Annotated in this window: 24 protein-coding genes; 11 read left to right on the top strand and 13 right to left on the bottom strand. The window is 64.5% G+C overall.

Annotated features, from left to right (window positions below):
- The first annotated feature begins 108 nt into the window (after positions 1-108).
- The 3 genes from ILP92_RS12445 (at position 109) to ILP92_RS12435 (ending at position 2,671) form a co-directional block, all read left to right on the top strand.
- Entirely contained in the window at positions 109-447 is a 339-nt protein-coding gene (locus ILP92_RS12445) for a P-II family nitrogen regulator (RefSeq protein WP_198916716.1), read from the top strand.
- Between the two features lie 48 nt (positions 448-495).
- Positions 496-1,902, top strand: coding sequence for a type I glutamate--ammonia ligase (gene glnA / locus ILP92_RS12440; RefSeq protein ID WP_198916715.1), 1,407 nt, complete (start codon positions 496-498; stop codon positions 1,900-1,902).
- Between the two features lie 307 nt (positions 1,903-2,209).
- Positions 2,210-2,671, top strand: a complete 462-nt coding sequence (locus ILP92_RS12435) for a hypothetical protein (RefSeq protein ID WP_198916714.1) — start codon at positions 2,210-2,212, stop codon at positions 2,669-2,671.
- Positions 2,672-2,753: 82 nt separating this feature from the next.
- Here the strand turns inward: ILP92_RS12435 and ILP92_RS12430 are convergent, their stop codons facing one another.
- Positions 2,754-3,836 carry an ABC transporter ATP-binding protein gene (locus ILP92_RS12430; protein WP_198916713.1) on the bottom strand — a complete coding sequence of 361 codons (1,083 nt, stop codon included), beginning with the start codon at positions 3,834-3,836 and terminating at the stop codon, positions 2,754-2,756.
- Between the two features lie 191 nt (positions 3,837-4,027).
- Positions 4,028-4,807, bottom strand: a complete 780-nt coding sequence (locus ILP92_RS12425; protein WP_198916712.1) for an SDR family oxidoreductase — start codon at positions 4,805-4,807, stop codon at positions 4,028-4,030.
- Between the two features lie 261 nt (positions 4,808-5,068).
- Between ILP92_RS12425 and ILP92_RS12420 the strand changes: the two genes are divergently transcribed.
- Entirely contained in the window at positions 5,069-6,076 is a 1,008-nt protein-coding gene (locus tag ILP92_RS12420; protein ID WP_198916711.1) for a Hint domain-containing protein, read from the top strand.
- Positions 6,077-6,083: 7 nt separating this feature from the next.
- Here ILP92_RS12420 and ILP92_RS12415 read toward each other — a convergent pair whose 3' ends face one another.
- Complete coding sequence (locus ILP92_RS12415) at positions 6,084-6,458, bottom strand: nuclear transport factor 2 family protein (RefSeq protein WP_198916710.1); 375 nt, start codon at positions 6,456-6,458, stop codon at positions 6,084-6,086.
- Positions 6,459-6,541: 83 nt separating this feature from the next.
- On the opposite strand from ILP92_RS12415, the gene ILP92_RS12410 reads away from it, so the two are divergent.
- The 7 genes from ILP92_RS12410 to ILP92_RS12380 all read left to right on the top strand — a co-directional run bounded on the left by ILP92_RS12410 (position 6,542) and on the right by ILP92_RS12380 (position 12,744).
- Positions 6,542-8,149 carry a peptide chain release factor 3 gene (locus ILP92_RS12410; RefSeq protein ID WP_198916752.1) on the top strand — a complete coding sequence of 536 codons (1,608 nt, stop codon included), beginning with the start codon at positions 6,542-6,544 and terminating at the stop codon, positions 8,147-8,149.
- Between the two features lie 98 nt (positions 8,150-8,247).
- Positions 8,248-8,700: a hypothetical protein gene (locus ILP92_RS12405; protein ID WP_198916709.1), complete on the top strand. Its 453-nt coding sequence runs from the start codon at positions 8,248-8,250 to the stop codon at positions 8,698-8,700.
- Between the two features lie 95 nt (positions 8,701-8,795).
- Positions 8,796-9,299, top strand: coding sequence for a glycosyltransferase family protein (locus ILP92_RS12400; RefSeq protein ID WP_198916708.1), 504 nt, complete (start codon positions 8,796-8,798; stop codon positions 9,297-9,299).
- Positions 9,300-9,332: 33 nt separating this feature from the next.
- The gene (locus ILP92_RS12395; protein WP_198916707.1) at positions 9,333-9,653 is read left to right on the top strand and encodes a hypothetical protein; all 321 of its coding nucleotides are present in this window, start codon (positions 9,333-9,335) and stop codon (positions 9,651-9,653) included.
- Between the two features lie 109 nt (positions 9,654-9,762).
- The gene (locus ILP92_RS12390) at positions 9,763-10,518 is read left to right on the top strand and encodes a C40 family peptidase (RefSeq protein ID WP_198916706.1); all 756 of its coding nucleotides are present in this window, start codon (positions 9,763-9,765) and stop codon (positions 10,516-10,518) included.
- A 113-nt stretch (positions 10,519-10,631) separates the two neighbouring features.
- Complete coding sequence (locus ILP92_RS12385) at positions 10,632-12,098, top strand: DEAD/DEAH box helicase (protein WP_198916705.1); 1,467 nt, start codon at positions 10,632-10,634, stop codon at positions 12,096-12,098.
- 10 nt (positions 12,099-12,108) lie between these two features.
- Entirely contained in the window at positions 12,109-12,744 is a 636-nt protein-coding gene (locus ILP92_RS12380) for a hypothetical protein (protein ID WP_198916704.1), read from the top strand.
- Between the two features lie 71 nt (positions 12,745-12,815).
- On the opposite strand, the gene ILP92_RS12375 is transcribed toward ILP92_RS12380, so the two are convergent.
- The 10 genes from ILP92_RS12375 to nuoH all read right to left on the bottom strand — a co-directional run bounded on the left by ILP92_RS12375 (position 12,816) and on the right by nuoH (position 23,822).
- Positions 12,816-14,483 carry a ribonuclease J gene (locus ILP92_RS12375; protein WP_198916703.1) on the bottom strand — a complete coding sequence of 556 codons (1,668 nt, stop codon included), beginning with the start codon at positions 14,481-14,483 and terminating at the stop codon, positions 12,816-12,818.
- A 1-nt stretch (position 14,484) separates the two neighbouring features.
- Positions 14,485-15,261 carry a type III pantothenate kinase gene (locus ILP92_RS12370; RefSeq protein WP_198916702.1) on the bottom strand — a complete coding sequence of 259 codons (777 nt, stop codon included), beginning with the start codon at positions 15,259-15,261 and terminating at the stop codon, positions 14,485-14,487.
- 12 nt (positions 15,262-15,273) lie between these two features.
- Entirely contained in the window at positions 15,274-16,011 is a 738-nt protein-coding gene (locus ILP92_RS12365; RefSeq protein WP_198916701.1) for a biotin--[acetyl-CoA-carboxylase] ligase, read from the bottom strand.
- Complete coding sequence (gene nuoN, locus ILP92_RS12360; RefSeq protein WP_198916700.1) at positions 16,001-17,440, bottom strand: NADH-quinone oxidoreductase subunit NuoN; 1,440 nt, start codon at positions 17,438-17,440, stop codon at positions 16,001-16,003. Before nuoN ends, ILP92_RS12365 begins: the two co-directional genes overlap by 11 nt.
- Before the next feature lie 11 nt (positions 17,441-17,451).
- A complete protein-coding gene (locus ILP92_RS12355) occupies positions 17,452-19,005 on the bottom strand; it encodes an NADH-quinone oxidoreductase subunit M (protein WP_198916699.1) in 1,554 nt (517 codons plus the stop codon).
- A complete protein-coding gene (gene nuoL / locus ILP92_RS12350) occupies positions 19,006-21,231 on the bottom strand; it encodes an NADH-quinone oxidoreductase subunit L (RefSeq protein WP_198916698.1) in 2,226 nt (741 codons plus the stop codon).
- 6 nt (positions 21,232-21,237) lie between these two features.
- Positions 21,238-21,543 carry an NADH-quinone oxidoreductase subunit NuoK gene (nuoK, locus tag ILP92_RS12345; RefSeq protein ID WP_198916697.1) on the bottom strand — a complete coding sequence of 102 codons (306 nt, stop codon included), beginning with the start codon at positions 21,541-21,543 and terminating at the stop codon, positions 21,238-21,240.
- A 96-nt stretch (positions 21,544-21,639) separates the two neighbouring features.
- Positions 21,640-22,254, bottom strand: a complete 615-nt coding sequence (locus ILP92_RS12340) for an NADH-quinone oxidoreductase subunit J (RefSeq protein ID WP_198916696.1) — start codon at positions 22,252-22,254, stop codon at positions 21,640-21,642.
- Positions 22,255-22,286: 32 nt separating this feature from the next.
- The gene (nuoI, locus tag ILP92_RS12335; protein ID WP_198916695.1) at positions 22,287-22,781 is read right to left on the bottom strand and encodes an NADH-quinone oxidoreductase subunit NuoI; all 495 of its coding nucleotides are present in this window, start codon (positions 22,779-22,781) and stop codon (positions 22,287-22,289) included.
- A 3-nt stretch (positions 22,782-22,784) separates the two neighbouring features.
- Complete coding sequence (nuoH, locus tag ILP92_RS12330; protein ID WP_198916694.1) at positions 22,785-23,822, bottom strand: NADH-quinone oxidoreductase subunit NuoH; 1,038 nt, start codon at positions 23,820-23,822, stop codon at positions 22,785-22,787.
- Positions 23,823-23,838: the final 16 nt, after the last annotated feature.

Below are 23,838 nucleotides of genomic sequence, written 5' to 3'. Positions count from 1 at the left end.
TTTACGACTCTGCCCGAGCGAGCACACCCGCGTCCAGCCTATCCGATTGAGACCCGGGCGCGGAAGTGGTCTGACCCCAACTGAATACGTTCCGGAGGACTCCCCCAGATGAAAAAGATCGAAGCGATCATCAAACCGTTCAAGCTGGATGAGGTGAAAGAAGCGCTTCAGGACGTGGGTGTGCAGGGCCTGAGCGTGCTGGAAGTCAAGGGATTCGGCCGCCAGAAGGGCCATACCGAGCTCTATCGCGGCGCCGAATACGTCGTCGACTTCCTGCCCAAGGTGAAGATCGAGGTCGTGCTGGACGACAACCAGGTCGACCAGGCCATCGAGGCCATCGTGAACGCCGCCAAGACCGACAAGATCGGCGACGGCAAGATCTTCGTCAGCACCGTCGAACAGGCCATCCGCATCCGTACCGGAGAAACCGGGCCCGACGCGCTTTAAGCGGCAGGTCGGATCAGAACGAAAACCATCAAGGAAAGAGGGAATTCCATGAACAACAAGGAATTGATCCAGAAGATCGCCGACGAGGATATCGAGTATGTCGATATCCGTTTCACCGATCCGCGCGGCAAGTTGCAGCACGTGACGGTCATCAAGGACGAGGTCGACGAGGACTTCCTGGACGAAGGCTTCATGTTCGACGGATCGTCGATCGCCGGCTGGAAATCCATCGACCAGTCCGACATGAAACTGATGCCCGACGCGTCCTCGGCCTATATCGACCCGTTCTACGCCGAAAAGACGATCTGCGTGCACTGCACCGTGCACGAGCCCGACACCGGCGAGCGCTATGACCGCGACCCGCGCGCGACCGCGCGCAACGCCGAGGAATACCTGAAGTCCACGGGCATCGGCGACACCGCCTTCTTCGGCCCCGAGGCCGAGTTCTTCCTGTTCGACAACGTCAAGTATTCGACCGCGATGAATAAGGTCAGCTACGAGGTCGACGCGGTCGACGCGTCGTGGAACACCGATGCCGAGTTCGAGATGGGCAACATGGGCCACCGCCCCGGCATCAAGGGCGGCTATTTCCCCGTGAACCCCGTGGACGACGCCCAGGACCTGCGGGCCGAGATGCTGTCGACGATGAAGCGCATCGGCATGAAGGTCGACAAGCACCACCACGAGGTGGCGTCGTGCCAGCACGAACTGGGGATGATCTTCTCGACCCTGGTGGACCAGGCCGACAACCTGCAGAAGTACAAGTACGTGATCCACAACGTGGCACACGCCTACGGCAAGTCGGCGACGTTCATGCCCAAGCCCATCTCGGGCGACAACGGCACCGGCATGCACGTGAACATGTCGATCTGGAAGGACGGCAAGCCGATCTTCGCGGGTGACAAGTATGCCGACCTCAGCGATGAAGCGCTGTTCTTCATCGGCGGCATCCTGAAGCACGCCAAGGCGCTCAACGCCTTCACCAACCCGTCCACGAACAGCTACAAGCGCCTGATCCCCGGCTTCGAGGCCCCAGTGCTGCGCGCCTACTCGGCGCGCAACCGTTCGGGCTGCGTTCGGATCCCGTGGGCCGAGTCGCCCAAGGCCAAGCGTGTCGAGGCCCGCTTCCCCGACCCGTCCGCAAACCCCTACCTGTGCTTCGCGGCCCTGCTGATGGCGGGCATCGACGGGATCAAGAACAAGATTCACCCGGGCGAAGCCATGGACAAGGATCTCTACGATCTGCCGCCCGAAGAGCTGGCCGACATCCCCACCGTCTGCGCGTCCCTGCGCGAGGCGATGGAAGAGCTGGAAAAGGACATGGACTTCCTGCTGGCCGGTGACGTGTTCACCAAAAGCCAGATCGAAGGCTACATGGACCTGAAGTGGGAAGAGATCTACGCCTACGAGCACTGCCCGCACCCGATGGAATTCAAGATGTACTACAGCTGCTGATCCATCGCGGCCAAGCTGACAAGGGGCGTCCTTCGGGGCGCCCCTTTTCTTTGCGCAAATCCAGTCCGGATGGGTAGGTTTCGCAAATGCGCTGTTCGGTCTAGGTTTGTGGGATTATCCGCATGCGGGTGGCTGACTTTCGGTCACCGTGTGTTACCTAATTCGCTGAAAATCCGCTTCTGAACCATCATCTTGTCGAAACAAACTTCGCAAAAATACTGGATCATTCCCGTCACCGCCATTTTCCTGCCCAGATTGCTGATGAATGTTTCCGGCGGAACAACAGATTTATTCGATCGAGGACGCTATGCCCCAACCCGTCAACAGCATCGCCGCGACTCTGCGGTTCGCCAATTCCGCCGCACCGAAATTCTATGACCTCGCCAGCCCGATCTGCTGGTGCCTGCGACAGGCCGAGATCCACATCCGGGATCAGGACATGGGGTTCAGCGGCGACAGCATGAGTTTCGTGACCGACCACGGCACGATCAGCGTCAATCGCAAGCAAAGCAAGGCTGACTCCGTCGAGATCGCGATCGAGGTTTCCGCCGACTCGTCCGAAGATGTCACCGTTGCCCGCCAGATCTGCTACCAGCTGATCCATCGTCTGTGCCACCGCGCGAAGATCACCAGCATCGTCTGGCAGCCCAGCCGACAGGTGCTGCGCCCCGCCCAGTTCACCTGGGCCGTTCTGCAGGACATGCCGCGACGTCTGGGCGAAGTCACCCAGATCCGCCAAAGGCCCCACTACGGAGCAGCCATTCACTGACGAACGCGACACCGGCGTTGCGGCGAACGTCGGGCTATGCCGGAAGCGACCCGGGGCCCCGCCACGCATCGCCCTCAGCGTGTCACTTGCGCGGGAAGACGAAGCAACGGTCGCGGCGGATCATCAGCCACAGGGGCGTGCCCGGCTTGGGCAGGAACACGGACGGCACGGTGGCCATCATGGTGGCTCCGTTCGCATCCAGCTTGAACTCCACCAGGCTTTCCTTGCCGATGAACCGCGCGCGCTGGACCACGGCGCGGGCGGGTGTGCCGTCCTGCGCTGTCGGATGGGGCCCGCGCCCTTCACGGTCGAAGTCGATGCGGACATGCTGGGGCCGGATCGCGATGTCCACCTTCGTGCCATCGGGCTGTCCGGGTGCCAGGAACTGGCCGAAGGGCGTGTCGGTCAACGCGCCATTCACTTCGCCTTCGATCACGTTGATATCGCTGAAAAATGCCGCCGCTGCGCGGTCCACCGGCGCATTGTAGACATTGTAGGGCGCGCCGCGCTGCACGATATGGCCGTCCCGCATCAGCGCGATTTCGTCGGCCATGCGCATGGCTTCTTCCGGCTCGTGCGTGACCAGCAGGACCGCCGTCCCTTCTTCTTTCAGAAGCGCCAAAGTCTCGTCACGGATGCCGTCGCGCAACCGGTTGTCGAGCCCCGAGAACGGCTCGTCCATCAACATCACGCGCGGCTTCGGCGCGATGGCGCGCGCCAGCGCCACGCGCTGCTGCTCGCCGCCTGAAAGCTCGTGGGGATAGGCGTCAAGATAGCGCTCGAGCCGGACGCGTTCCAGCAGCTCCCGCGCGCGGGCCCGTTTCTGGGCGCGCGAGCCTTTCAGGCCGAACGCGACGTTGTCGGCGACGCTGAGATGCGGGAACAGCGCGAAATCCTGGAAAATCAGACCGACACCCCGCTGCTCGGGCAGGGTCAGGCCCGAGGGGCCGCACACCTCGACCCCGTCGATGCGGATGATCCCCGCCACCGGCGTCTCGACGCCCGCGATGGCGCGCAGGGTCGTCGACTTGCCGCAGCCCGACGGGCCCAGAAGGCACAAGACCTGCCCCGCCGCGATCGAAAGGGACACGTCCGTGACCACCTGGTGCCCGTCGAAGGCGCAGCAAAGATCGATTATTTCCAGTCGTGGCGGCACCGGGGCCATGCGTTTTCCCGACAATATCAGTCGGGCTTAGCTAGCAGCGCGGCCCGACCCCTTCAAGGGCAGGCCGCGCTGGTTTCGGATCGGCAGGGTCAGCCTCTGGTCGCTTGGAAGATGCCGATACGCAGACCGGAAAAGGGGAAACAAGGCCAACGGGTTGTGTCCCCCATAACCAAAACCTGACCGCCAGCCGATCACATCGACAGGTTCGTCGCGCCGCCATCCAGCAGGACGTTCTGGCCGACGATGAAGCCCGCATGGGTCGAGCACAGGAACGCGCAGGCCTGGCCGAACTCTTCGGGCGTGCCGTAGCGGCCCGCGGGGATCGTGGCCTGCCGCTGGGCACGGGCCTCGTCGAAGCTGACGCCCTCTTTTTCCATGACGCCCTTATCGAGCGCATCGGCGCGGTCCGTGCCGTGGATACCCGGCAGCAGGTTGTTGATCGTGACACCCTTGCCCGCCACCTGCCGCGACGTGCCCGCGACATAGCCCGTCAGGCCCGCCCGCGCGCTGTTCGACAGCCCCAGCACGGGAACCGGCGCCTTGACCGACACCGACGTGATGTTCACGACGCGGCCCCAGCCCTGCTCCATCATCGCCGGAAGGCAGGCTTTCATCAGCGCGATGGGCGTCAGCATGTTGGCATCGAGCGCCGCGATGAAGTCGTCGCGAGTCCAGTCCGACCACATGCCCGGCGGCGGGCCGCCCGCGTTGGTGACAAGGATGTCGGGGTTGCTGGCCTGTTGCAGCACCCGCATCTGGCCTTCCTCGGTCGTGATGTCACAGGCCACGGTGGTGACTTCCACACCGTAGGTGTCGCGAATCGCCTGCGCCGACGCTTCGAGCGTTTCGGCCCCCCGCGCGTTCATCACCAGGTCGCAGCCCGCTTCCGCCAGCGCACGGGCGCAGCCAAGCCCCAACCCTTTCGACGACGCGGTGACCAACGCACGCTTTCCCTTGATACCCAGATCCATGAACGCTCCTTTTGTTTCTATTTCGCTGTCTCGCGGCGCCCCGTGGTCCAGCCCGATTGTCGCCGATCATCCCGTAATCTGGCACGAATGCCCGCAATGGCCACGCCGCGTGGCCAAAGTCGCAAAAAGTCAGGCAAGACCACGTTGAAAAATTGAAAGATCACGGCAGATGACGTATCAGGTTTCGACTGGGTGCGCCGCCTGTTCCTTGGGGAAGGATCGGTGTCGGATCTTCACCCGCCATCCATGGAAGCTGCCGCCATGACCGTGCATTCATCCGTCGCGCTCCAGCCCGCGCAAAGCCTGCCCGTCTACTCCGCGGCCTGTTTCACGGCCGTGGACGGGGCCAACCTGGGCGACCCGATGTCCATCGCGGACGACCTGATCCTGGGCGACAGCTACCAGCTTCTGGCGGATGTGGACCGCGTCCGACTGGCCATCGGTCACTTGGCCGACCAGAAGCAAATGGTCATCGCTCTGCAATCCGAGACGGGGATGCCCGGCGCCGAGTTGCACCTGGATTGCGTCGCCACCTTCATGTCCACCGACGGCACGCTGGTCGAGATCGTCGTTGTGGTCGAGATGAACCGCGACCGCTGCACCATCGCCCAGGTCCACCTTTTCCCGCTCAGCCCGCTGCAAGCCCGGCGCGAATACACGCTGGTTCGCATCGACCGCGACGCCGCCGCCGCCCGCTTTGCCGAGGCAGCCTGCGTGTCCTTCACCCGCGGCACCCACATCGCCATGTCCAACGGCTGCCAAACACCGATCGAGGCGTTGAAAGTGGGCGATCTGGTTCTGACCCGTGACCACGGCCCCCAGAAGATCCGCTGGATCGGCCGGCAGACGGTCCGCGCGTCCGGGGTTTTCGCGCCGATCCGCATCGCGAAGGGCGTGCTGAACAACGAAAACGACCTGATCGTCAGCCCCAACCATCGGCTGTTCGTCTACCAGCGGCAGGATCACCTGCGCGCGGGTCGCGCGGAGGTGCTGATCAAGGCCAAGCACCTGCTGAACGGCACCAGCGTGACGCGCACCGATGGCGGCTTCGTGGACTACTTCCAGCTGCTCTTCGACCGGCACGAGATCATCTATGCCGAAGGCATTGCAGCCGAAACGCTGCTGGTCGATACCCGCACCCGGTCCGCGCTTCCGGCGGAACTGGGCGCCAGGATGACCGAAAGCGACACCCACGCCAAGGAATACGTGATTCCCCCCGGCGCGGGCGCGGTCATCGTCGACCAGCTGCGCCGCGCATCCGCCTGCTAGTCGCCGGTCAGCCGCCCGACGTGTAGAAGAACTCCTCGCGCGCGATCTTGTCGTTCCGAACCGTGTAAACCGCCACTTCGCGCATCTTCATGCGATCCTTAGTCTGCTTGTTCGTGGCATCCACGTCGTAGATCACGGCGAACTTGTCGTCGCCATGGGGGAACGGGCCTTCGACGCCCATGCTGTGCGTCTCCATGTGCTCGTCCCACCACGCGTGCTTGCCGCGTAGCGCGTCCAGACCCTTGGACACCCGGTCTTCCCCCTCGGGACTGGAGGCTTCGACCGACTCGGCGTCCTTGGCGTAGATCGTTTCCAGAAGCTGCGTTCCGTCGCCGTTGCGGACCCGGTCGACCAGCTCGTTGGCGATATCCATAAGGCTCATGACATCCTCCTGTCGTTGACCGTCCATCATAGCACGGATCGCGGGCGATTGCGCGCGGGACCGTGCCCGCTTATATGCCGCCCATGCTGGATCGCACCCATAACGCCGCCCCCCTGCCGCCCGAAATCGCGCGCCGCCGGACCTTTGCCATCATCAGCCATCCCGATGCCGGCAAAACCACGCTGACCGAGAAATTCCTGCTCTATGGCGGCGCGATCCAGATGGCCGGTCAGGTCCGCGCCAAGGGCGAGGCGCGGCGCACGCGGTCGGACTTCATGCAGATGGAAAAGGACCGTGGGATTTCCGTCTCGGCCTCGGCCATGTCCTTCGATTTCGGGAACTACCGCTTCAACCTGGTGGACACACCGGGCCACAGCGACTTTTCCGAAGACACCTATCGCACGCTGACCGCCGTCGACGCCGCGGTCATGGTGATCGACGGCGCCAAGGGCGTGGAAAGCCAGACCCAGAAACTTTTCGAGGTCTGCCGCCTGCGCGACCTGCCGATCCTGACCTTTTGCAACAAGATGGACCGCGAGGCGCGCGACACGTTCGAGATCATCGACGAGATCCAGGAAAACCTGGCCATCGACGTCACACCCGCCTCCTGGCCCATCGGTCAGGGCCGCGACTTCCTGGGCTGCTACGACATGCTCAACGATCGTCTGGAGCTGATGGACCGCGCTGACCGCAACAAGGTGGCGGAATCGATCCGGCTCGAAGGGCTCGACGACCCGAAGATGGCCGAGCATGTGCCCGCAGCGCTGCTGGAGCAGCTGCGCGACGAGGTCGAGATGGCGCGCGAATTGCTGCCGAAATTCGACCAGCAGGCGCTTCTGGACGGCACGCTGACGCCGATCTGGTTCGGCAGCGCCATCAACAGCTTCGGCGTCAAGGAACTGATGACCGGCATCGGCGATTTCGGCCCAGAGCCGCAGCCGCAAAAGGCCCAGCCGCGCCAGATCTCGCCCGACGAGGACAAGGTCACCGGTTTCGTGTTCAAGGTGCAGGCCAACATGGACCCCAAGCACCGCGACCGCGTGGCCTTCGTGCGCATGGCATCGGGCCATTTCAAGCGCGGCATGAAGTTGACCCATGTGCGGTCCAAGAAACCCATGGCGATCAGCAACCCGGTGCTGTTCCTGGCCTCGGACCGCGAACTGGCGGAAGAAGCCTGGGCCGGCGACATCATGGGCATCCCCAACCACGGCCAGCTGCGCATCGGTGACACGCTGACCGAGGGTGAAAGCCTGCGCGTCAGCGGCATCCCGTCCTTCGCGCCCGAGCTTTTGCAGAACTGCCGCGCGGGCGACCCGATGAAGGCCAAGCACCTGGACAAGGCGCTTAGCCAGTTCGCCGAGGAAGGCGCCGCCAAGGTATTCAAGCCGATGATGGGCGCGGGCTTCATCGTGGGCGTCGTCGGCGCGCTGCAATTCGAGGTGCTGGCCAGCCGGATCGAGCTGGAATACGGCCTGCCCGTCCGGTTCGAGTCGTCGCAATTCACCTCGGCCCGCTGGGTGTCAGGGGCAGACGCGGCGGTGGACAAATTCGTGCAGGCCAACAAGCAGCACATCGCCCACGACAGCGACGGCGACCTCGTCTATCTCACCCGCCTGCAATGGGACATCGACCGGGTCGAGCGCGACTATCCCGAGGTCAAGCTCACGGCCACAAAGGAAATGATGGTCTAGGCCGGCGAAGAGCCGCCAACTGACCAGAATACGTCTGGAATCTTAAAGCGATTCCGTTACCTTTTCGCTTAATTTTGTGTGCAGAAGAGGATCCCCTCATGCCTTCAAGCCCCCTGGCCGTCTCGGGTATCGCCCTAGCCACCGCGCTCTCCCCCGCCGCGGGGCTCGCCGGAACCGACCCTGTACAGGGATGGGACCTGCTGCGCGCCATCCAGACCGAAGAGGTCGAGACGGCCGACGACTGGTTCGTTACCAAGATCTTCCCGCCCCAGATGCGCGACGGCATCGCCGAGTTCGACCTGTCGGGCTACGCTGTGCCCGTCACCGATGGCGGCCAGGCGCGCGAATTCATTCTGGTCTCGGACCTCGGCTTCTGCCCGTTCTGCGGCGACCCCAGCCACGGCACTGCGCTGACCGTGATGTTGGACGATCCCATCGACACGCTCGAAGAAGGCCAGCGCGTCACCGTACGCGGCGCGCTCGAGCCGGTGCGCGATCCGGGCACCCTCATGTCCGCGATCCTGCGCAAGGGCCGCATCCTCGTCGACTGAGCCCGCATGCGGACCCGGCGCGAGGGCCGCGCTTGTGCTCGGCCAGCGTTTGCGCAAAAATCCCGCCGCCCGTGGCTTCGACGAGTATGCCTCTCATGAGTGACATCGCCGCCTTCACGCTGGTGCGCAACGACAGCTATTTCCTGCGCAAATGTATCGATCACTATGGCGCCGCCTTTGGCCTTCAGGCGTTGTTCGTGCTGCGCCACGGCAGCGACTGGACGATGCCCGCGCTTCCGCCCGGGGTGAACGTGCTGACATTCGACGGACCCATGCCGCGCGGCCCGCGCAACGACTGGTCGGCCGCGCTCTGCTCGGATTTCGCGGCCTTCCTGCTGGGCCAATACAAGGCCGTGGTCAGGGCCGATACCGACGAGTTTCTCGTCGCGGACCCGCAATCGGGACTGTCGCTTGCGGACGCGATCCTTGCCGAACGCGACCAGGGCTGCATCTCGGCGCTTGGCATTGACGTCATCCACGACATCGCGAACGAGTCTGCCCTGTCGCAGGAAGCGGGATCGATCCTCGCGCAGCGCAGGCACGGCGTCATCACGCGTGAATTCACCAAGCCCTGCGTCGTCTTCCACCCGGCCACCTGAGAGCGGGGCTATCACCGCGCCGATTTCCAGGAAGTGCGCATCTCGGACCGGCTGGTCTTGTTTCACCTGGCGCTGCATGACCAGGACATCGCCGACGCCCGGCTGGTCGAGCGCATCGACGGCGGTACGCACGAGTCGCTGAACCGCCATGTGAAGGGCCGCCTCAACCGGTTCGACGAAGTCAACGCAGCCACTCCTGCCCCCGGCGATCCGGCGATCGAAACGGCGCGCGCCCAGCTCGCCTCGCCACGCCCCGGCCGCGTGCGCACCCGCGTGGGACATATCGCCGAAGGGGCCAACGTGGAGCGCGGCATCCTGATCGAGATCCCCGCCCGGTTCGCCGAGGTCCTGTAGCCGCCGGTAGCGGGGACCGCGTCCCCTTGGCGCCACGCCCGAAAACGCGCCGTTTTGAGGCCACTGTGCTATGATCCGGCAGCCGTCAAAAAGGGCGAAAGGCAGCGGCATGACACCGATCCGAACCCGACTGGGCCGGGTGCTGGCCCGATACCTCGAACAGCGTGTCGCGGTGTATGAAAGCTTCGACGTGACCCCGCATGACGAGCTGTGCGCCGAAATGCAGCCCGCCGATGTGCTGCTTGTCGAGGGCGACACGCGCATTTCGACGGCGATCAAGTACCTGACGACCTCGACCTGGTCGCATGCCGCCTTCTTCGTGGGCGACGGGCCGGACCGCGACCTGATCGAGGCGGACCTGCAGGGCGGCGTGCATTACGCGCCGCTGAGCAAATACGGCCATATGAACACACGGATCTGCCGACCCGTCGATCTGGACTCCGCCGCGCGCGACAGGGTGGTCGGGCACATGCGGGCCGCCGTGGGCAAGATGTACGACCTGAAGAACATCGTGGACCTGGCCCGCTACCTGATGCCGCGCCCGCCCGTTCCCCGGCGCTTCCGGCGGCGGATGCTGGCACTGGGCTCGGGCGATCCGACACGGGCCTTGTGCTCGACCGTCATCGCTGAGGCCTTCCAATGCGTGCGCTATCCGATCCTGCCGCTGAACCATGGTCTGGCCCCCGACGGTCGGGCCGAGATCCTTCATATCCGCCACCATTCGCTGTTCGTGCCCCGGGATTTCGACCTGTCACCCTATTTCCGCATCGTGAAGCCGACGATCGAGCGCGGTTTCGACTATCGCGGGCTCGTCTGGGGCGACCGCCAAACTCCGCCGATCCCTGCGCCGATCCGTCACGATTGACGGAGTGGGCCATCCGCGGTAGCTACCCGCGCGACCGCGATGCGCGCGGTCGGGAAGCGGGGCGGCCAATTCGTCCTGAACTTGCGGCCGAGGCCGCAGAAAATCGGACGCACATGACAAAATTCAGCGATCTCAAGCTGGGCCCCAAGGTCCAGAAAGCCATCGACGAAGCCGGCTACACCACGCCCACCCCCATCCAGGCGGGCGCCATTCCCGCCGCGCTGGAAGGCCGCGACGTGCTGGGCATCGCCCAGACCGGGACCGGCAAGACGGCATCGTTCACCCTGCCGATGATCACCCAGCTCGCCCGCGGCCGCGCCAAGGCGCGGATGCCGCGCAGCCTGGTGCTGGCGCCCACGCGCGAACTGGCTGCCCAGGTGGCCGAGAATTTCGACACCTATTCCAAGTACGTGAAGCTCACCAAGGCGCTGCTGATCGGCGGCGTGTCCTTCAAGGAACAGGACCAGCTGATCGACCGGGGCGTCGACGTGCTGATCGCCACGCCCGGCCGCCTGCTGGACCATCACGAACGCGGCAAGCTGCTGCTGAACGACGTGAAGATCATGGTGGTGGACGAAGCCGACCGCATGCTCGACATGGGGTTCATCCCCGACATCGAGCGTATCTTTTCGCTGGTGCCCTTCACCCGCCAGACCCTGTTCTTCTCGGCCACCATGGCCCCCGAGATCGAGCGCATCACCAACACCTTCCTCAGCAACCCCGAAAAGGTCGAAGTCGCCCGCCAGGCCACCGCGTCCGAGACGATCGAACAGGGCGTGGTTCTGTTCAAAGGGTCGCGCAAGGATCGCCAGGCCAGCGAGAAGCGCAAGCTCTTGCGCACGCTGATCGACGCCGAGGGCGACAAGTGCTCCAACGCGATCATCTTCTGCAACCGCAAGACGGATGTGGATACCGTTGCGAAATCGCTTTCCAAGTACGGCTATGACGCGGCGCCGATCCATGGCGATCTGGAGCAGTCACAGCGCACCCGCACGCTGGACGGCTTCCGCGCGGGCGATCTGCGGTTTCTCGTGGCCTCGGACGTGGCCGCGCGCGGGCTCGACGTGCCCGCGGTCAGCCACGTGTTCAATTTCGATGTGCCGTCTCACGCCGAAGACTACGTGCACCGCATCGGTCGGACGGGGCGCGCGGGGCGCGAGGGCAAGGCGATCATGATCTGCGTTCCCTCGGACGAGCGTAACCTGGACGACGTGGAACGCCTGATCGGCAAACAGATCCCCCGTCTCGACAACCCGCTGGGCGGCGCCAGCGCCCCCGAGGAAACCGCCAAGGCCGAAGCTCCCGCGGCGCACGCGTCCGACGAAAAGCCGAAGCGCACCCGCTCGCGCCGCAAGAAGGAAGACGCGCCCGCCCCGGTCGCCGAAGCACCGGTCGAAGAGACCCGGACAGAGGCGCCGAAGCCCGAGCCGCGTCCCGCCCCCGAAGAACGCCCGCAATCGGGTCGTCGGCCGCGCGGCGGACGGGGCCGCGAGCGTCAGAACGACACCCCGGTCGTCGGCATGGGCGATCACTTGCCCACCTTCATCGAGAAGTCTTTCGAAGAGCGCATGACGCACTAGTTTGAAGGGCATGAGATATGCCCTTCTGACAGCCCTTCTTTGCTGCGCTTTCCCGGCCCTGGCCGAAGACATCTGCCGCGCCGACGTCAATTCCACCGAGATCCTCATCGACCGCGACGCGCTGGCGGTCGCGCCGGAAACGCCGTCCCTGCGGGAACGCGGCGCGCGCTGGGCGGGCTTGGGCGTCGACAAGGTGCTCGGCCGCCCGCCTGCCTGCGACAGCGAAACGCTGATCGCATTCCTGGCAAACGAAGTTCCCGACGAGGATCTCAGCGGCTACTGCCTGCTGCCCGACGATTTGCTGGGTTATCTGCTGGTTCCGGGCGAGCGGACGTTCCGCGGCCGCTGCGCGGTGACCACCTGCGACCGCGTGAATGCCGCAAAGGACGGGGCGCTCAACGTCGCCGGCGCGGCCACCGATATCGTCACCAACCGCCGCGAGGGCGAAAGCCGCACCAGCGCCGTGCTGCACGCGTCCGGTGCCGCCATGGTGTCGGGCAGCGCGGCGTCGGTGCTGTCCAGCCTGGGCACGGGCGCGGGCACGGCCCTGTCGGCAGCCCTGGCAGCCCCTGCCCTGGCCGGGGCCGCCGCCGTCAGCGTCGTGGCCGTCGGCGGCGCGGTCTACCTCTGCCACGACAGTGACTAGACTTCATCTTTCCCGAAATACCTTGCGGGGGGCCGCGCCAGCGGCGGGGGCGCAAGGCCCCCTCCAACATGTCAGTTCAGGCGCGACACCACGACTGTCACCTCGGGCTTGCGCCCGATCTCGTCCAGCGCGGTCTGCCGCGCGACCTTGCGCAGCTCGTCCTCCAGCTTGGCGTCGTCCATCAGCGTCTTGTCATTGGCGCGCTGCAGGAACTGGCCGAGATCGGCTTCCATCACGTCGACCAGCGACGTGTTCGACCGGCCCTTGTCGGGCAGGCCCATCAGCTCGACCCACGGATCGCCCAGCGGAGCGTCGTCTTCGTCGATGATCATGGTCACCACCGCGTGGCCATTCAGCGCCATGCGGATCCGGTCGCGCACGATGCCGTCCAGCGCACCGACCTGCACCGCCCCGTCCAGGTAAACGCGGCCTGTCTCGACATATTCCACGACCTCGGGCTTGTTGCCCGACAGCGAGACGCAGGTGCCGTTGGGCGCCAGCACACCGGCGCGGCCACCGGACTTGGCCAGCTTCACGTGTTCGCGCAGGTGCCGGTGTTCGCCGTGCATCGGGATCACCATCTGCGGCTTCACCAGATCGTGCATCGCCTGGATATCGGGCCGGTTGGCGTGGCCCGACACGTGGTAGCGCCCGCCATCATCGTCCACGACGTCCACGCCCTGCTCGGAAAACTGGTTCATGATCGAGATCACGCCCCGCTCGTTGCCGGGAATGGTCTTCGACGAGAACAGGAACGTGTCGCCCTCGGCCAGGGTCAGGCCCATGTACTTGCCGCGCGCCAGCTGCGCCGAGGCGGCCCGTCGTTCGCCCTGGCTACCGGTGACGATCAGCATCAAGTTCTCGCGCGGCAATTCGCGCGCGTCCTCTGGCTGGATCGTCGACGGGAAGTCGTGCAGCACCCCGGTTTCCACCGAAGCCTCGATCATCCGGCGCATGGCACGGCCCATCAGGCAGACCGATCGGCCCGCGGCGATGCCCGCTTCGGCCAGCGTCTTCACCCGCGCCACGTTCGACGCGAAAGTGGTCGCCACCACCATGCCCGGCTGTTCGGCCACCATGCGGGTGATCTCGGGCGCCAGCGACGATTCGCTGCGCCCTTCCGTCCCCGAGAAGATGTTGGTCGAATCGCAGACCAGCGCCTTCACGCCGCCTTTCGATGCCTCGGCCCACAGGTCGCGATCGAAGGCCTCGCCCACGCCGGGGTCGTAGTCGATCTTGAAATCGCCGGTATGGATTACGCGGCCGCCCTTGGTTTCGATCACCATGGCCGAGCTTTCGGGGATCGAGTGCGACACCGGCAGGAAACCGATATTGAACGGCCCGAACTGACGCATCTCGGGCCAGATGCCCATGACCTGCACCTTGTCGGGATTGTGCCCCTGCTCTTCCATCTTGCGGCGCGCGTGGTGGGCCGTGAAGGCGCGGGCATAGACCGGCGCGTCCAGCTTCGACCACAAATGGCCGATGGCACCCACGTGATCCTCGTGGGCGTGGGTGATGAAGATGCCTTCAATCCGGTCGCGGCGCTCTTCCAGCCACGTCACGTCCGGGAAGATCAGGTCCACCCCCGGTGTCGTGTCCATGTCCGGGAACGTCACGCCCAGATCGACCACGATCAGCCGTTCCTTGTCCGGTGCGCCGTAGCCATAGACGTAACAATTCATTCCGATCTCCCCCGCGCCTCCGAGGGGGAGATAGATCAGTCGTTCCTTGCTCATACTAGTTTTCCAAGTCCTTGTTATGGCGATAGATCACGGTCAGTCCGTGCATCGTCAGATTGTCTTCGAACACGTCGAACGACGCGTCCCCTTGCTGGAATAATGGCGCCAGCCCGCCCGTTCCGATAACTTTCATGGGGCGGGCGCGCTCCTCGCGGATACGCTCGACCACCCCGTTGATGAGGCCCACATAGCCCCAGAATATCCCTGATTGCATGCAATCGACGGTGTTCTTGCCCACCACCTGGTTCGGCTTAGTGATGTCCACCAGGGGCAAGGCCGCTGCTGCCTCATGTAGGGCCTGCAGCGACAGATTCACACCCGGTGCGATCACGCCACCCTCATAGGCGCCGTCACGTCCCACCACGTCGAAGGTGGTCGCGGTGCCGAAATCCACCACGATCAGATCGCCGCCATGCAGATCGAACCCGCCCGCGGTGTTCACCAGCCGGTCGGGCCCCACTGCCGTGCCTTCGTCCACGCGGACGCCGATGGGCAGCGCGCAGTCCGGCTTGCCCACGACGTAGGGGCGGCAGTCGAAGTAGCGGTTGCACAGGATCCGGAGGTTGAAGACCACGCGGGGCACGGTCGAACTGACGATGACCTCGGTCACCGTCACGTCGATGCCTTCCAGCTTCATCAGCGTCTTCAGCCAGACGTAATATTCGTCCGCCGTCCGTCGCCATTCCGTCGAGCAGCGCCAGGTGGCCAGGAACTCGGTCCCGTCCCACAGCGCAAACACCGTGTTCGTGTTGCCGCAATCAATCGCCAGAAGCATCCTCCCCGCCCCCTAGAAGAAGATATCGGCGGCGGCGATGCGGCGCTCGCCCTGGGGGGTGTCCAGGATCAGCTGCCCGGCCTCGTCGATGGTGCGGAAGACGCCGGTCAGTTCTTCCTGCCCGGTATCGGCGGTGATGACCTCGCCCAGGCGGGCGGCGTGGCGCAGCCATTTCTCGCGGATCGGCTCGAAGCCCAGCTGCTCCAGGATGCTTTCCTGCGTCGCGTAATGACCCGCAAGCCGCAGCAGGAAGTCTTCGGGATCGGGGGCCTCGTCCATCGCGACGGGCGGGAAGGCGGCGTCCCGGATGCCCGGCGGCACGTGCGCCAGGTTCACGCCGATCCCGATGGCCAGCCAATCGATCTGGCTGCCGTTGCTGGTCGTCTCGAGCAGGATGCCAGCCACCTTGCCCCCGTCCAGCAGCACGTCGTTGGGCCATTTCAGCGCCAGCCGCGACCGGTCCATATACAGCGCCAGCGTCTCGAACAGCGCATTGGCCGCCATGAAGCTGCGCAGGGCGGCCCAACCGGCGGTGCCCGTGGGGCGCAGCATCAGCGTGGCCGCGAAATTGCCCCGCGGGGTCTGCCAGCCGTGGCCGCGGCGCCCGCGCGCACCGGTCTGCTCAAGTCCGAGGATCCAAGTCGGATATTCCAGCTCACCCGCCAGCCGCAGCCCCTCGGCATTGGTGCTGTCGACGGTTTCGCGAACGATCTGGGCGTAGCCTTCGGGCCAGACGGGCTCAGTTGACAAGGGTTTCCGCCGCCAGCGCCGCCGCGCCCTCGATCCCGAAGAGGTTGATGACGCCCACCACCATGGCCGCCGCCGATACCATCAGGAAGCCCCACAGGATCGGGGACTTGCCGCCATTCAGTGCATCCGACTCGACGCCGAAATACATGTAGTAGACGATCCGCAGGTAGTAATACGCGGCGATGGCCGATGCGATCACGCCCAGCACCGCAAGCCACGCCATGCCCGCATCCACCGCGGCCGTCAGCACGTAGAACTTGCCGAAAAAGCCCACCAGCGGCGGCACGCCTGCCATGGAGAACATCAGGATCAGGACCGCCAGCGCCTTCGTCGGCTCGCGTTTGGCGTAATTGTTCAGCGCGTCGATACGCACGACCGGAACGCCGTCCTTTTCCATGGTCAGGATGAAGGCGAAGGTGCCGATATTCATGGTGACGTAGATCGCCATGTAGACCAGCATCGCCTGCACCCCGAAGGCGCTGCCGCTGGCCAGCCCCATCAGCGCGAAGCCCATGTGATTGATCGACGAATAGGCCATCAGCCGCTTGATATCGGTCTGCCCGATGGCCGCGATGGCGCCCAGGAACATCGACGCCACCGACAGCGCCGCCAGCACCTGCGTCCAGTCCGCGCTGACGCCGCCGAAGGCGTCGTGGACGACGCGCGCCATCAGGCCCATGGCAGCCACCTTGGGGGCGGTGGCGAAGAAGGCGGTGACCGGCGTGGGCGAGCCTTCGTAGACATCGGGTGTCCACATGTGGAAGGGCGCGGCGCTGACCTTGAAGGCCAGGCCCGCGGCGATGAACACCAAGCCGAAAAGCAGGCCCAGCGACGCCGTGCCCTCGCCCGCCGAGGCGATGATGCCCGAGAAGAGCGTCGTGCCCGCGAAGCCGTAGGTCAGCGACGCGCCGTAGAGCAGCAGGCCCGACGACAGCGCGCCCAGCACGAAGTATTTCAGTCCCGCCTCGGTGGATTTCACGCTGTCGCGGCGCAGGGCAGCGACGACATAGAGCGAGAGGGATTGCAGCTCGAGCCCCATGTAAAGCGCCATCAGGTCGCCCGCGCTGACCATGACCATCATGCCCACGGCGGCCAGCGCCACCAGCAGCGGGAACTCGAACCGTAACAGGCCGCGACGGGCCATGTATTCCTGGCTCATCAGCAGCACGGCGGCCGCCGACAGCAGGATCGTGACCTTGGCGAACCGCGAGAAGGCGTCGTCGTGGAACATCCCGTTGAAGGCCACGTTGTCGCCCGATCCCGAAAGCCCGATCCACGCCGCCAGCACCACGAACAAGGTCGCCGTGGACCAGACCAGCGCCGCGGCCAGCCCGTCCTTCACGGTATAAACTGCGGCCAGAAGGCCCAGCATCGCGTAGATCGACAGGACGATCTCGGGCGCGAGAATGGCGAAATCGGCAGAGCTCATACGCGGGATCCCTATTGTGCTTCGGCGACTTCGGTGTCCGCGGGCTGGCCCAGATCGGCCGCCGCCACCGCGTCGTCGTAATTGGTCAGAAGATCGGCCACCGCGGGTCCGATCCGGTCAAGCACCGGCGCGGGATAGACACCCAGCAGCAGCGTCATCGCCACCAGCGGGGCAAAGATCCACTTTTCGCGCGGGGTCAGGTCCTGGATGGTCTTCAGGCTTTCCTTGATCAGCGCGCCCATGACGACCCGGCGATAGAGCCAAAGCGCGTAGGCGGCGCTGAGGATCACACCGGTGGTGGCCACGGCGGCGACCCAGGTGTTGGTCTGGAACATGCCCATGAGGGTCAGGAATTCGCCCACGAAGCCCGACGTGCCCGGCAGACCCACATTGGCCATGGTGAACAGCATGAAGATCAGCGCGTAGGCAGGCATCCGGTTCACGAGCCCACCGTAGGCGTCGATCTCGCGCGTATGCATCCGGTCGTAGATGACGCCCACGCAAAGGAACAACGCGCCCGAGATGAATCCGTGGCTGATCATCTGGAAGATCGCCCCGTCCAGCCCCTGCTGGTTGGCGCTGAAGATACCCGCGGTGACATATCCCATATGCGCGACCGACGAATAGGCGATCAGCTTCTTCATGTCGGTCTGCGCCAGCGCCACCAGCGAGGTATAGACGATGGCAATGGCGCTGATCCACAGCACGAAGGGGGCCAGAAGCTCGGACGCGACGGGAAACATGGGCAGGGAAAAACGAATGAAGCCGTAGCCGCCCAGCTTCAGCAGGATCGCGGCCAGAACGACCGACCCGGCCGTGGGCGCCTGCACGTGGGCGTCGGGCAGCCAGGTATGGACCGGCCACATGGGCATCTTCACGGCAAAGCTCGCGAAGAAGGCGAGCCAAAGCATCGTCTGCAGGCCGCCCACGACCTGGAATCCCATGACGCTGATGGTGCCGTAGCTGAACTCGTGCTCCAGCAGCGTCGGGATGTCGGTGGTGCCCGCATCGCTGTACATGGCGATCATCGCCACCAGCATCAGCACCGAGCCCAGGAAGGTATAAAGGAAGAACTTGAACGCGGCATAGATACGTTCCTTGCCGCCCCAGATGCCGATGATCAGGAACATCGGGATCAGTCCGGCCTCGAAGAACAGGTAGAACAGGACCATGTCCAGCGCCATGAACACGCCCAGCATCAGCGTTTCCAGCAACAGGAACGCGATCATGTATTCCTTCACGCGGGTGGTCACGTCCCAGCACGACAGGATCACGATCGGCATCAGGAACGTGGTCAGCAGAACGAACAGCACGCTGATCCCGTCGACGCCCATCTTGTAGGTCAGGCCCAGGATCCATTCGCCTTCCTCGACGAACTGGAAGCCCGCGCCGGGCTGGAAGCCCGCCAGAACGAACAGCGACAGAAGGAAGCTGACGGACGTGGCGATCAGCGCCAGCCACTTGGCGTTCTTCTGCGCCGCCGCGTCGTCGCCGCGCAGGAACAGCGCCAGGATCCCGGCGGCCAGCGTCGGCACGAAGCAGATGATGGAGAGCAGGTTGTCCATTTATTCGGCCCCTCCGCCAAGCGTCATCCAGGTGATCAGCAGGGCGATGCCCAGCACCATGGCGAAGGCGTAGTGGAACAGATACCCCGACTGCGCCCGGCCTGCATAGCGGGTCAGCAACGGGATCAGCCCCATGGCCACGCCGTTGATGCCGCCGTCGATCACCGCGCCGTCGCCGCGCGTCCACAGGAAACGGCCGATCTTCTTTGCGGGCCTCACGAAGACGGCGTCGTAGATCTCGTCGAAATACCACTTGTTCAGCAGGAACTGGTAGAGGAACGGCTGGCTTTCGGCCAGGCGACCCGGCAAGTCGGGACGGCGGATATACATCAGCCACGACAGTCCAAGCCCCAGCAGCATGGCGAAGAACGGGCTGACCTTGACCCAGGTCGGGGCGTGGTGGGCATCGTCCATCACGTGATTTTCGGGAGCCATGTAGATGGCGCCTGCTTCCCAGCCGCCCGCCATGACCTCGCCATGGGTGGCGTCGGCCGCGTGGGAATCCTCGGTCGGCTCGGTGGCGTCGTCCACGGCCTCGGTCACGTCGCCCTGGGCCAGCTCCTCGACCGCTTCGCCGACGCCTTCGCCCGCGTCGTCCGTCGAACCGGCGGCGGTCTCGGAGCCGCTGGCGGCTTGCTCTTCGGTCGCTGACGCACCCTCTTCGCCATGGTCCTCGGCTGCCTCGGAATGCTCGGGGATGCCGAAGAAGCGGTTCACCTGCGCGTGGTCCCCGAAGAACGACCCGTACCAGATCATGCCCGCCAGCACCGACCCGAGCGCCAGCACGCCCAGCGGCGCCAGCATCACCATGGGCGATTCGTGCGCGTGTTCATGGGTGTGCTTGTCGCCGCGCGGATCGCCCCAGAAGGTCAGAAACATCAACCGCCAGCTGTAGAAGCTGGTCATGGCCGCCGCGAGCACCAGCAGCCAGAAAGCGTACATGCCCGGCTGCGACTGCGCGCCGAAGGCGGATTCGATCACGGCGTCCTTGGACAGGAAGCCCGCGAAGCCGATATGGGTCAGCGGGATGCCGACGCCGGTGATGGCCAGCGTGCCGATCAGCATGGCGAGGAACGTGTAGGGCAGCTTGTCCTTCAGCCCGCCATAGTTCCGCATGTCCTGCTCGTGGTGCATCCCGTGGATCACCGACCCCGCGCCCAGGAAAAGCATCGCCTTGAAGAAGGCGTGGGTGAACAGGTGGAACATCGCGACCGAATAGACGCCCACGCCTGCGGCCACGAACATATAGCCCAGCTGCGAACAGGTCGAATAGGCGATGACGCGCTTGATGTCGTTCTGAACGAGACCCACGGTAGCGGCGAAGAACGCGGTCGACGCACCGATCACCGTCACGAAGGCGGTCGCACTTGGGGCGTATTCCATGATCGGCGACATGCGGCAGACCAGGAAAACGCCGGCGGTCACCATGGTCGCCGCGTGGATCAGGGCCGACACAGGCGTCGGACCTTCCATCGCGTCGGGCAGCCAGGTGTGCAGGAACAGCTGGGCCGATTTGCCCATGGCGCCGATGAACAGCAGCACGGCGATGACCTCGGACGCGGTCCAGTCGCGCCACAGGAAGGTCAGCTGCGTCTCGGCCAGCTGCGGCCCGGCAGCGAAGATGTCGTCCAAGTTCACGCTGTCGACCATGAAGAACAGCGCGAAGATCCCCAGCGCGAAGCCGAAATCGCCCACCCGGTTCACGACGAATGCCTTGATCGCGGCGGCATTGGCACTCGGCTTGCGGTAGTAGAAACCGATCAGAAGATAGGACGCGACGCCCACGCCTTCCCAGCCGAAGAACATCTGGATCAGGTTGTCGGCGGTCACCAGCATCAGCATGGCGAAGGTGAAGAACGACAGGTACGCGAAGAACCGGGGGCGGTAGCTTTCGCCTTCCTTGAAGTTCTCGTCGTGGGCCATGTAGCCAAAGGAATAGAGGTGCACCAAGGCCGACACTGTGGTGATGACGATCAGCATGATCGCCGTCAGCCGGTCCAGCCGGATCGCCCAGTCGGTGGCCAGGGTGCCGCTTTCGATCCAGCGCAGGATCGGGATCTGCTGGGTGGTGCCGTCATGGGTCAGGAACACGATCCACGACAGGAACGCGGCCAGAAACAGCAGGCCCGTGGACACCCATTGGGCGGGCTTTTCACCGATGATCCGCCAGCCGAAGCCGCAGATCAGCGCGCCGATCAGCGGCGCGAACAGGATGATCGTTGCCATGTCGCGTCAGCCCTTCATCACGTTGACGTCTTCGACGTCGATGGTGCCCCGGTTGCGGAAGAAGCACACCAGGATCGCCAGGCCGATCGCGGCCTCGGCCGCCGCCACGGTCAGCACGAACAGCGTGAAGACCTGGCCCACCAGGTCGCCCAGATGCGCCGAGAACGCCACTAGGTTGATGTTCACCGCCAGCAGCATCAGCTCGATGCTCATCAGGATGATGATGACGTTCTTGCGGTTCAGGAACAGGCCGAAAATGCCGATGACGAACAGCGCGGCGGCGACGGTCAGGTAGTGCTCAAGTCCGATCATGGCGCGGGCCCTTTGATGTCAGAGGAACGCGAAACCGCCACCCAGAAGGATGATGACGGCCACGATGACGACGATGATGGTGGTGTTCGACATGGTCTAAAGCCCCTGCCCCGGTTTCACGTCCTTCAGTTCCATCGCCTTGGCCGGGTCGCGCATGATCTGGGCGACGATGTCCTGGCGCTTCACGTCGGTGCGGTGGCGCAAGGTCAGCACGATGGCACCGACCATGGCGACCAGCAGGATCAGGCCCGCCAGCTGGAACAACAGCAGGTAGTCGTCGTAGATCAGCTGGCCCAGAAGGTTGGTATTGGCGGCGTTCGAGAAGTCCTGCGGCCGGGCGGCCAGGTTCTGTTCGGCCAGGGGCGACACCTGCCAGACACCAAGGGCGATGCCCAGCTGCATCAGGATCACCACCCCGATCAGCAGGGCCAGCGGCATGTACTTGGCCATCTCGGCCTTCAGCTCGGCGAAATCCACGTCCAGCATCATCACGACGAACAGGAACAACACCGCGACGGCGCCCACATAGACGATGATCAGCAACATGGCGACGAATTCCGCGCCCAGCAGCACGAACAGACCCGCCGAGGACAGGAAGGCCAGGATCAGCCACAGCACCGAATGCACCGGATTGCGCGCAATCACGGTGAACAGCCCCGCCGCCACGACGGCGATGGCGAACAGGTAGAAGGCGAAATCGGCTGGGGTCATGATCTGTCCTCAGGTGTCCTTTGCGGCACCGCCTAGCGATACGGCGTGTCGATTTCCAGGTTGCGCGCAATCTCGGCTTCCCACCGGTCGCCGTTTTCCAGCAGCTTGGCCTTGTCGTAGTACAGCTCTTCGCGGGTCTCGGTCGAGAACTCGAAATTCGGGCCTTCCACGATGGCATCCACCGGGCAGGCTTCCTGGCAGAATCCGCAATAGATGCACTTGGTCATATCGATGTCGTAGCGCGTGGTGCGGCGGCTGCCGTCCTCACGCGGCTCGGCGTCGATGGTGATGGCCTGCGCGGGGCATACCGCTTCACACAGCTTGCACGCGATGCAGCGTTCTTCGCCGTTGGGATAGCGGCGCAGGGCATGCTCCCCCCGGAAGCGCGGGCTGATCGGCCCTTTTTCGTGGGGATAGTTCAGCGTGGCCTTGGGCGCGAAGAAGTATTTGAACCCCAGCCCCAGACCTTTGAACATGTCGAACAGCAGCCAGTAGCGACCGGCGCGGGCGTAGTCGAAGTTGCTCATGTATTAACCTCCCACGGCCCAGCGGGCATAGGCGCCGCCGAACCATTCGAAATGTGCGGCAAAGGAGACGAAGACCACCCAGGCCAGCGAAAACGGCAGGAATACCTTCCAGCCCAGCCGCATGAGCTGGTCATAGCGATAGCGGGGCACCACGGCCTTCACCATGGCGAACAGGAAGAAGAAGAACGCCATCTTCAGGACCATCCAGAACGCGCCGTCGGGCAGGAACGGAATGGGCGACAGCCAGCCGCCGAAGAACAGCAGCGACGTGACCGCGCAAAGCAGGAAGATCGCGATGTATTCGCCCGCCATGAACAGCAGGAACGGCGTGGATGAATATTCGACCTGGTAGCCCGCGACCAGTTCCGATTCGGCTTCGGGCAGGTCGAAGGGCGGGCGGTTAGTTTCCGCCAGGCACGAGATGAAGAACAGGAACACCATCGGGAAATGCGGCAGCCAGTACCAGCTGAACAGGCCGTAGCTGCCGTCTTGCGCGCGCACGATGTCACCGAAATTCAGCGACCCGGTGGTGATGATGACGCCGATGATAATCAGGCCCAGCGACACCTCGTAGGAAATCATCTGCGCGGCCGACCGAAGCGAGCCCAGGAACGGGTATTTCGAGTTCGACGCCCAGCCGCCCATGATAACGCCGTACACCTCGAGCGACGAGATCGCGAAGATGAACAGCACGGCCACGTTGATGTCGGCCAGCACCCAGGTTTCGTTGAACGGGATCACGGCCCAGGCCAGCATCGCCAGCACGAAGGACATGAGCGGCGCCAGCAGGAACACCGTGCGGTCGGCGCCCGCCGGGATGACGATTTCCTTCAGCACGTATTTCAGCGCGTCGGCCACGGTCTGCAACAGGCCGAAGATGCCGACCACGTTGGGGCCACGGCGCATCTGGACCGCGGCCCAAACCTTACGGTCGCCGTAGACCAGGAACAGCAGGCTGACCATCACGAAGGTCACGACCAGACCGGCCTGGGCGGCGACGATCAGGACGATTCCACCGGGTGTCGTCAGAAATTCAGACATGCGCGTGTTGCTCCGT

This window comes from Palleronia pontilimi (assembly GCF_016412875.1).
In the GTDB taxonomy this organism is placed as follows: domain Bacteria; phylum Pseudomonadota; class Alphaproteobacteria; order Rhodobacterales; family Rhodobacteraceae; genus Palleronia; species Palleronia pontilimi.
Note: the sequence above shows the minus strand (reverse complement) of the source record. Positions and strands in the feature narration are given on the sequence as shown.

Excerpts from the sequence above, each read along its gene's own strand:
- ILP92_RS12390 (WP_198916706.1), top strand. The coding sequence starts at position 9,763 with ATGACACCGATCCGAACCCGACTGGGCCGGGTGCTGGCCCGATACCTC.
- nuoI (WP_198916695.1), bottom strand. The coding sequence starts at position 22,781 with ATGAGCAACTTCGACTACGCCCGCGCCGGTCGCTACTGGCTGCTGTTC.
- ILP92_RS12435 (WP_198916714.1), top strand. The coding sequence starts at position 2,210 with ATGCCCCAACCCGTCAACAGCATCGCCGCGACTCTGCGGTTCGCCAAT.
- ILP92_RS12355 (WP_198916699.1), bottom strand. The coding sequence starts at position 19,005 with ATGGACAACCTGCTCTCCATCATCTGCTTCGTGCCGACGCTGGCCGCC.
- ILP92_RS12385 (WP_198916705.1), top strand. The coding sequence starts at position 10,632 with ATGACAAAATTCAGCGATCTCAAGCTGGGCCCCAAGGTCCAGAAAGCC.
- ILP92_RS12420 (WP_198916711.1), top strand. The coding sequence starts at position 5,069 with ATGACCGTGCATTCATCCGTCGCGCTCCAGCCCGCGCAAAGCCTGCCC.
- ILP92_RS12400 (WP_198916708.1), top strand. The coding sequence starts at position 8,796 with ATGAGTGACATCGCCGCCTTCACGCTGGTGCGCAACGACAGCTATTTC.
- ILP92_RS12375 (WP_198916703.1), bottom strand. The coding sequence starts at position 14,483 with ATGAGCAAGGAACGACTGATCTATCTCCCCCTCGGAGGCGCGGGGGAG.
- glnA (WP_198916715.1), top strand. The coding sequence starts at position 496 with ATGAACAACAAGGAATTGATCCAGAAGATCGCCGACGAGGATATCGAG.
- ILP92_RS12430 (WP_198916713.1), bottom strand. The coding sequence starts at position 3,836 with ATGGCCCCGGTGCCGCCACGACTGGAAATAATCGATCTTTGCTGCGCC.
- ILP92_RS12425 (WP_198916712.1), bottom strand. The coding sequence starts at position 4,807 with ATGGATCTGGGTATCAAGGGAAAGCGTGCGTTGGTCACCGCGTCGTCG.
- ILP92_RS12340 (WP_198916696.1), bottom strand. The coding sequence starts at position 22,254 with ATGACCCCAGCCGATTTCGCCTTCTACCTGTTCGCCATCGCCGTCGTG.
- nuoL (WP_198916698.1), bottom strand. The coding sequence starts at position 21,231 with ATGGCAACGATCATCCTGTTCGCGCCGCTGATCGGCGCGCTGATCTGC.
- ILP92_RS12445 (WP_198916716.1), top strand. The coding sequence starts at position 109 with ATGAAAAAGATCGAAGCGATCATCAAACCGTTCAAGCTGGATGAGGTG.
- nuoH (WP_198916694.1), bottom strand. The coding sequence starts at position 23,822 with ATGTCTGAATTTCTGACGACACCCGGTGGAATCGTCCTGATCGTCGCC.
- ILP92_RS12410 (WP_198916752.1), top strand. The coding sequence starts at position 6,542 with ATGCTGGATCGCACCCATAACGCCGCCCCCCTGCCGCCCGAAATCGCG.
- ILP92_RS12380 (WP_198916704.1), top strand. The coding sequence starts at position 12,109 with ATGAGATATGCCCTTCTGACAGCCCTTCTTTGCTGCGCTTTCCCGGCC.
- nuoK (WP_198916697.1), bottom strand. The coding sequence starts at position 21,543 with ATGATCGGACTTGAGCACTACCTGACCGTCGCCGCCGCGCTGTTCGTC.
- nuoN (WP_198916700.1), bottom strand. The coding sequence starts at position 17,440 with ATGAGCTCTGCCGATTTCGCCATTCTCGCGCCCGAGATCGTCCTGTCG.
- ILP92_RS12415 (WP_198916710.1), bottom strand. The coding sequence starts at position 6,458 with ATGAGCCTTATGGATATCGCCAACGAGCTGGTCGACCGGGTCCGCAAC.
- ILP92_RS12370 (WP_198916702.1), bottom strand. The coding sequence starts at position 15,261 with ATGCTTCTGGCGATTGATTGCGGCAACACGAACACGGTGTTTGCGCTG.
- ILP92_RS12405 (WP_198916709.1), top strand. The coding sequence starts at position 8,248 with ATGCCTTCAAGCCCCCTGGCCGTCTCGGGTATCGCCCTAGCCACCGCG.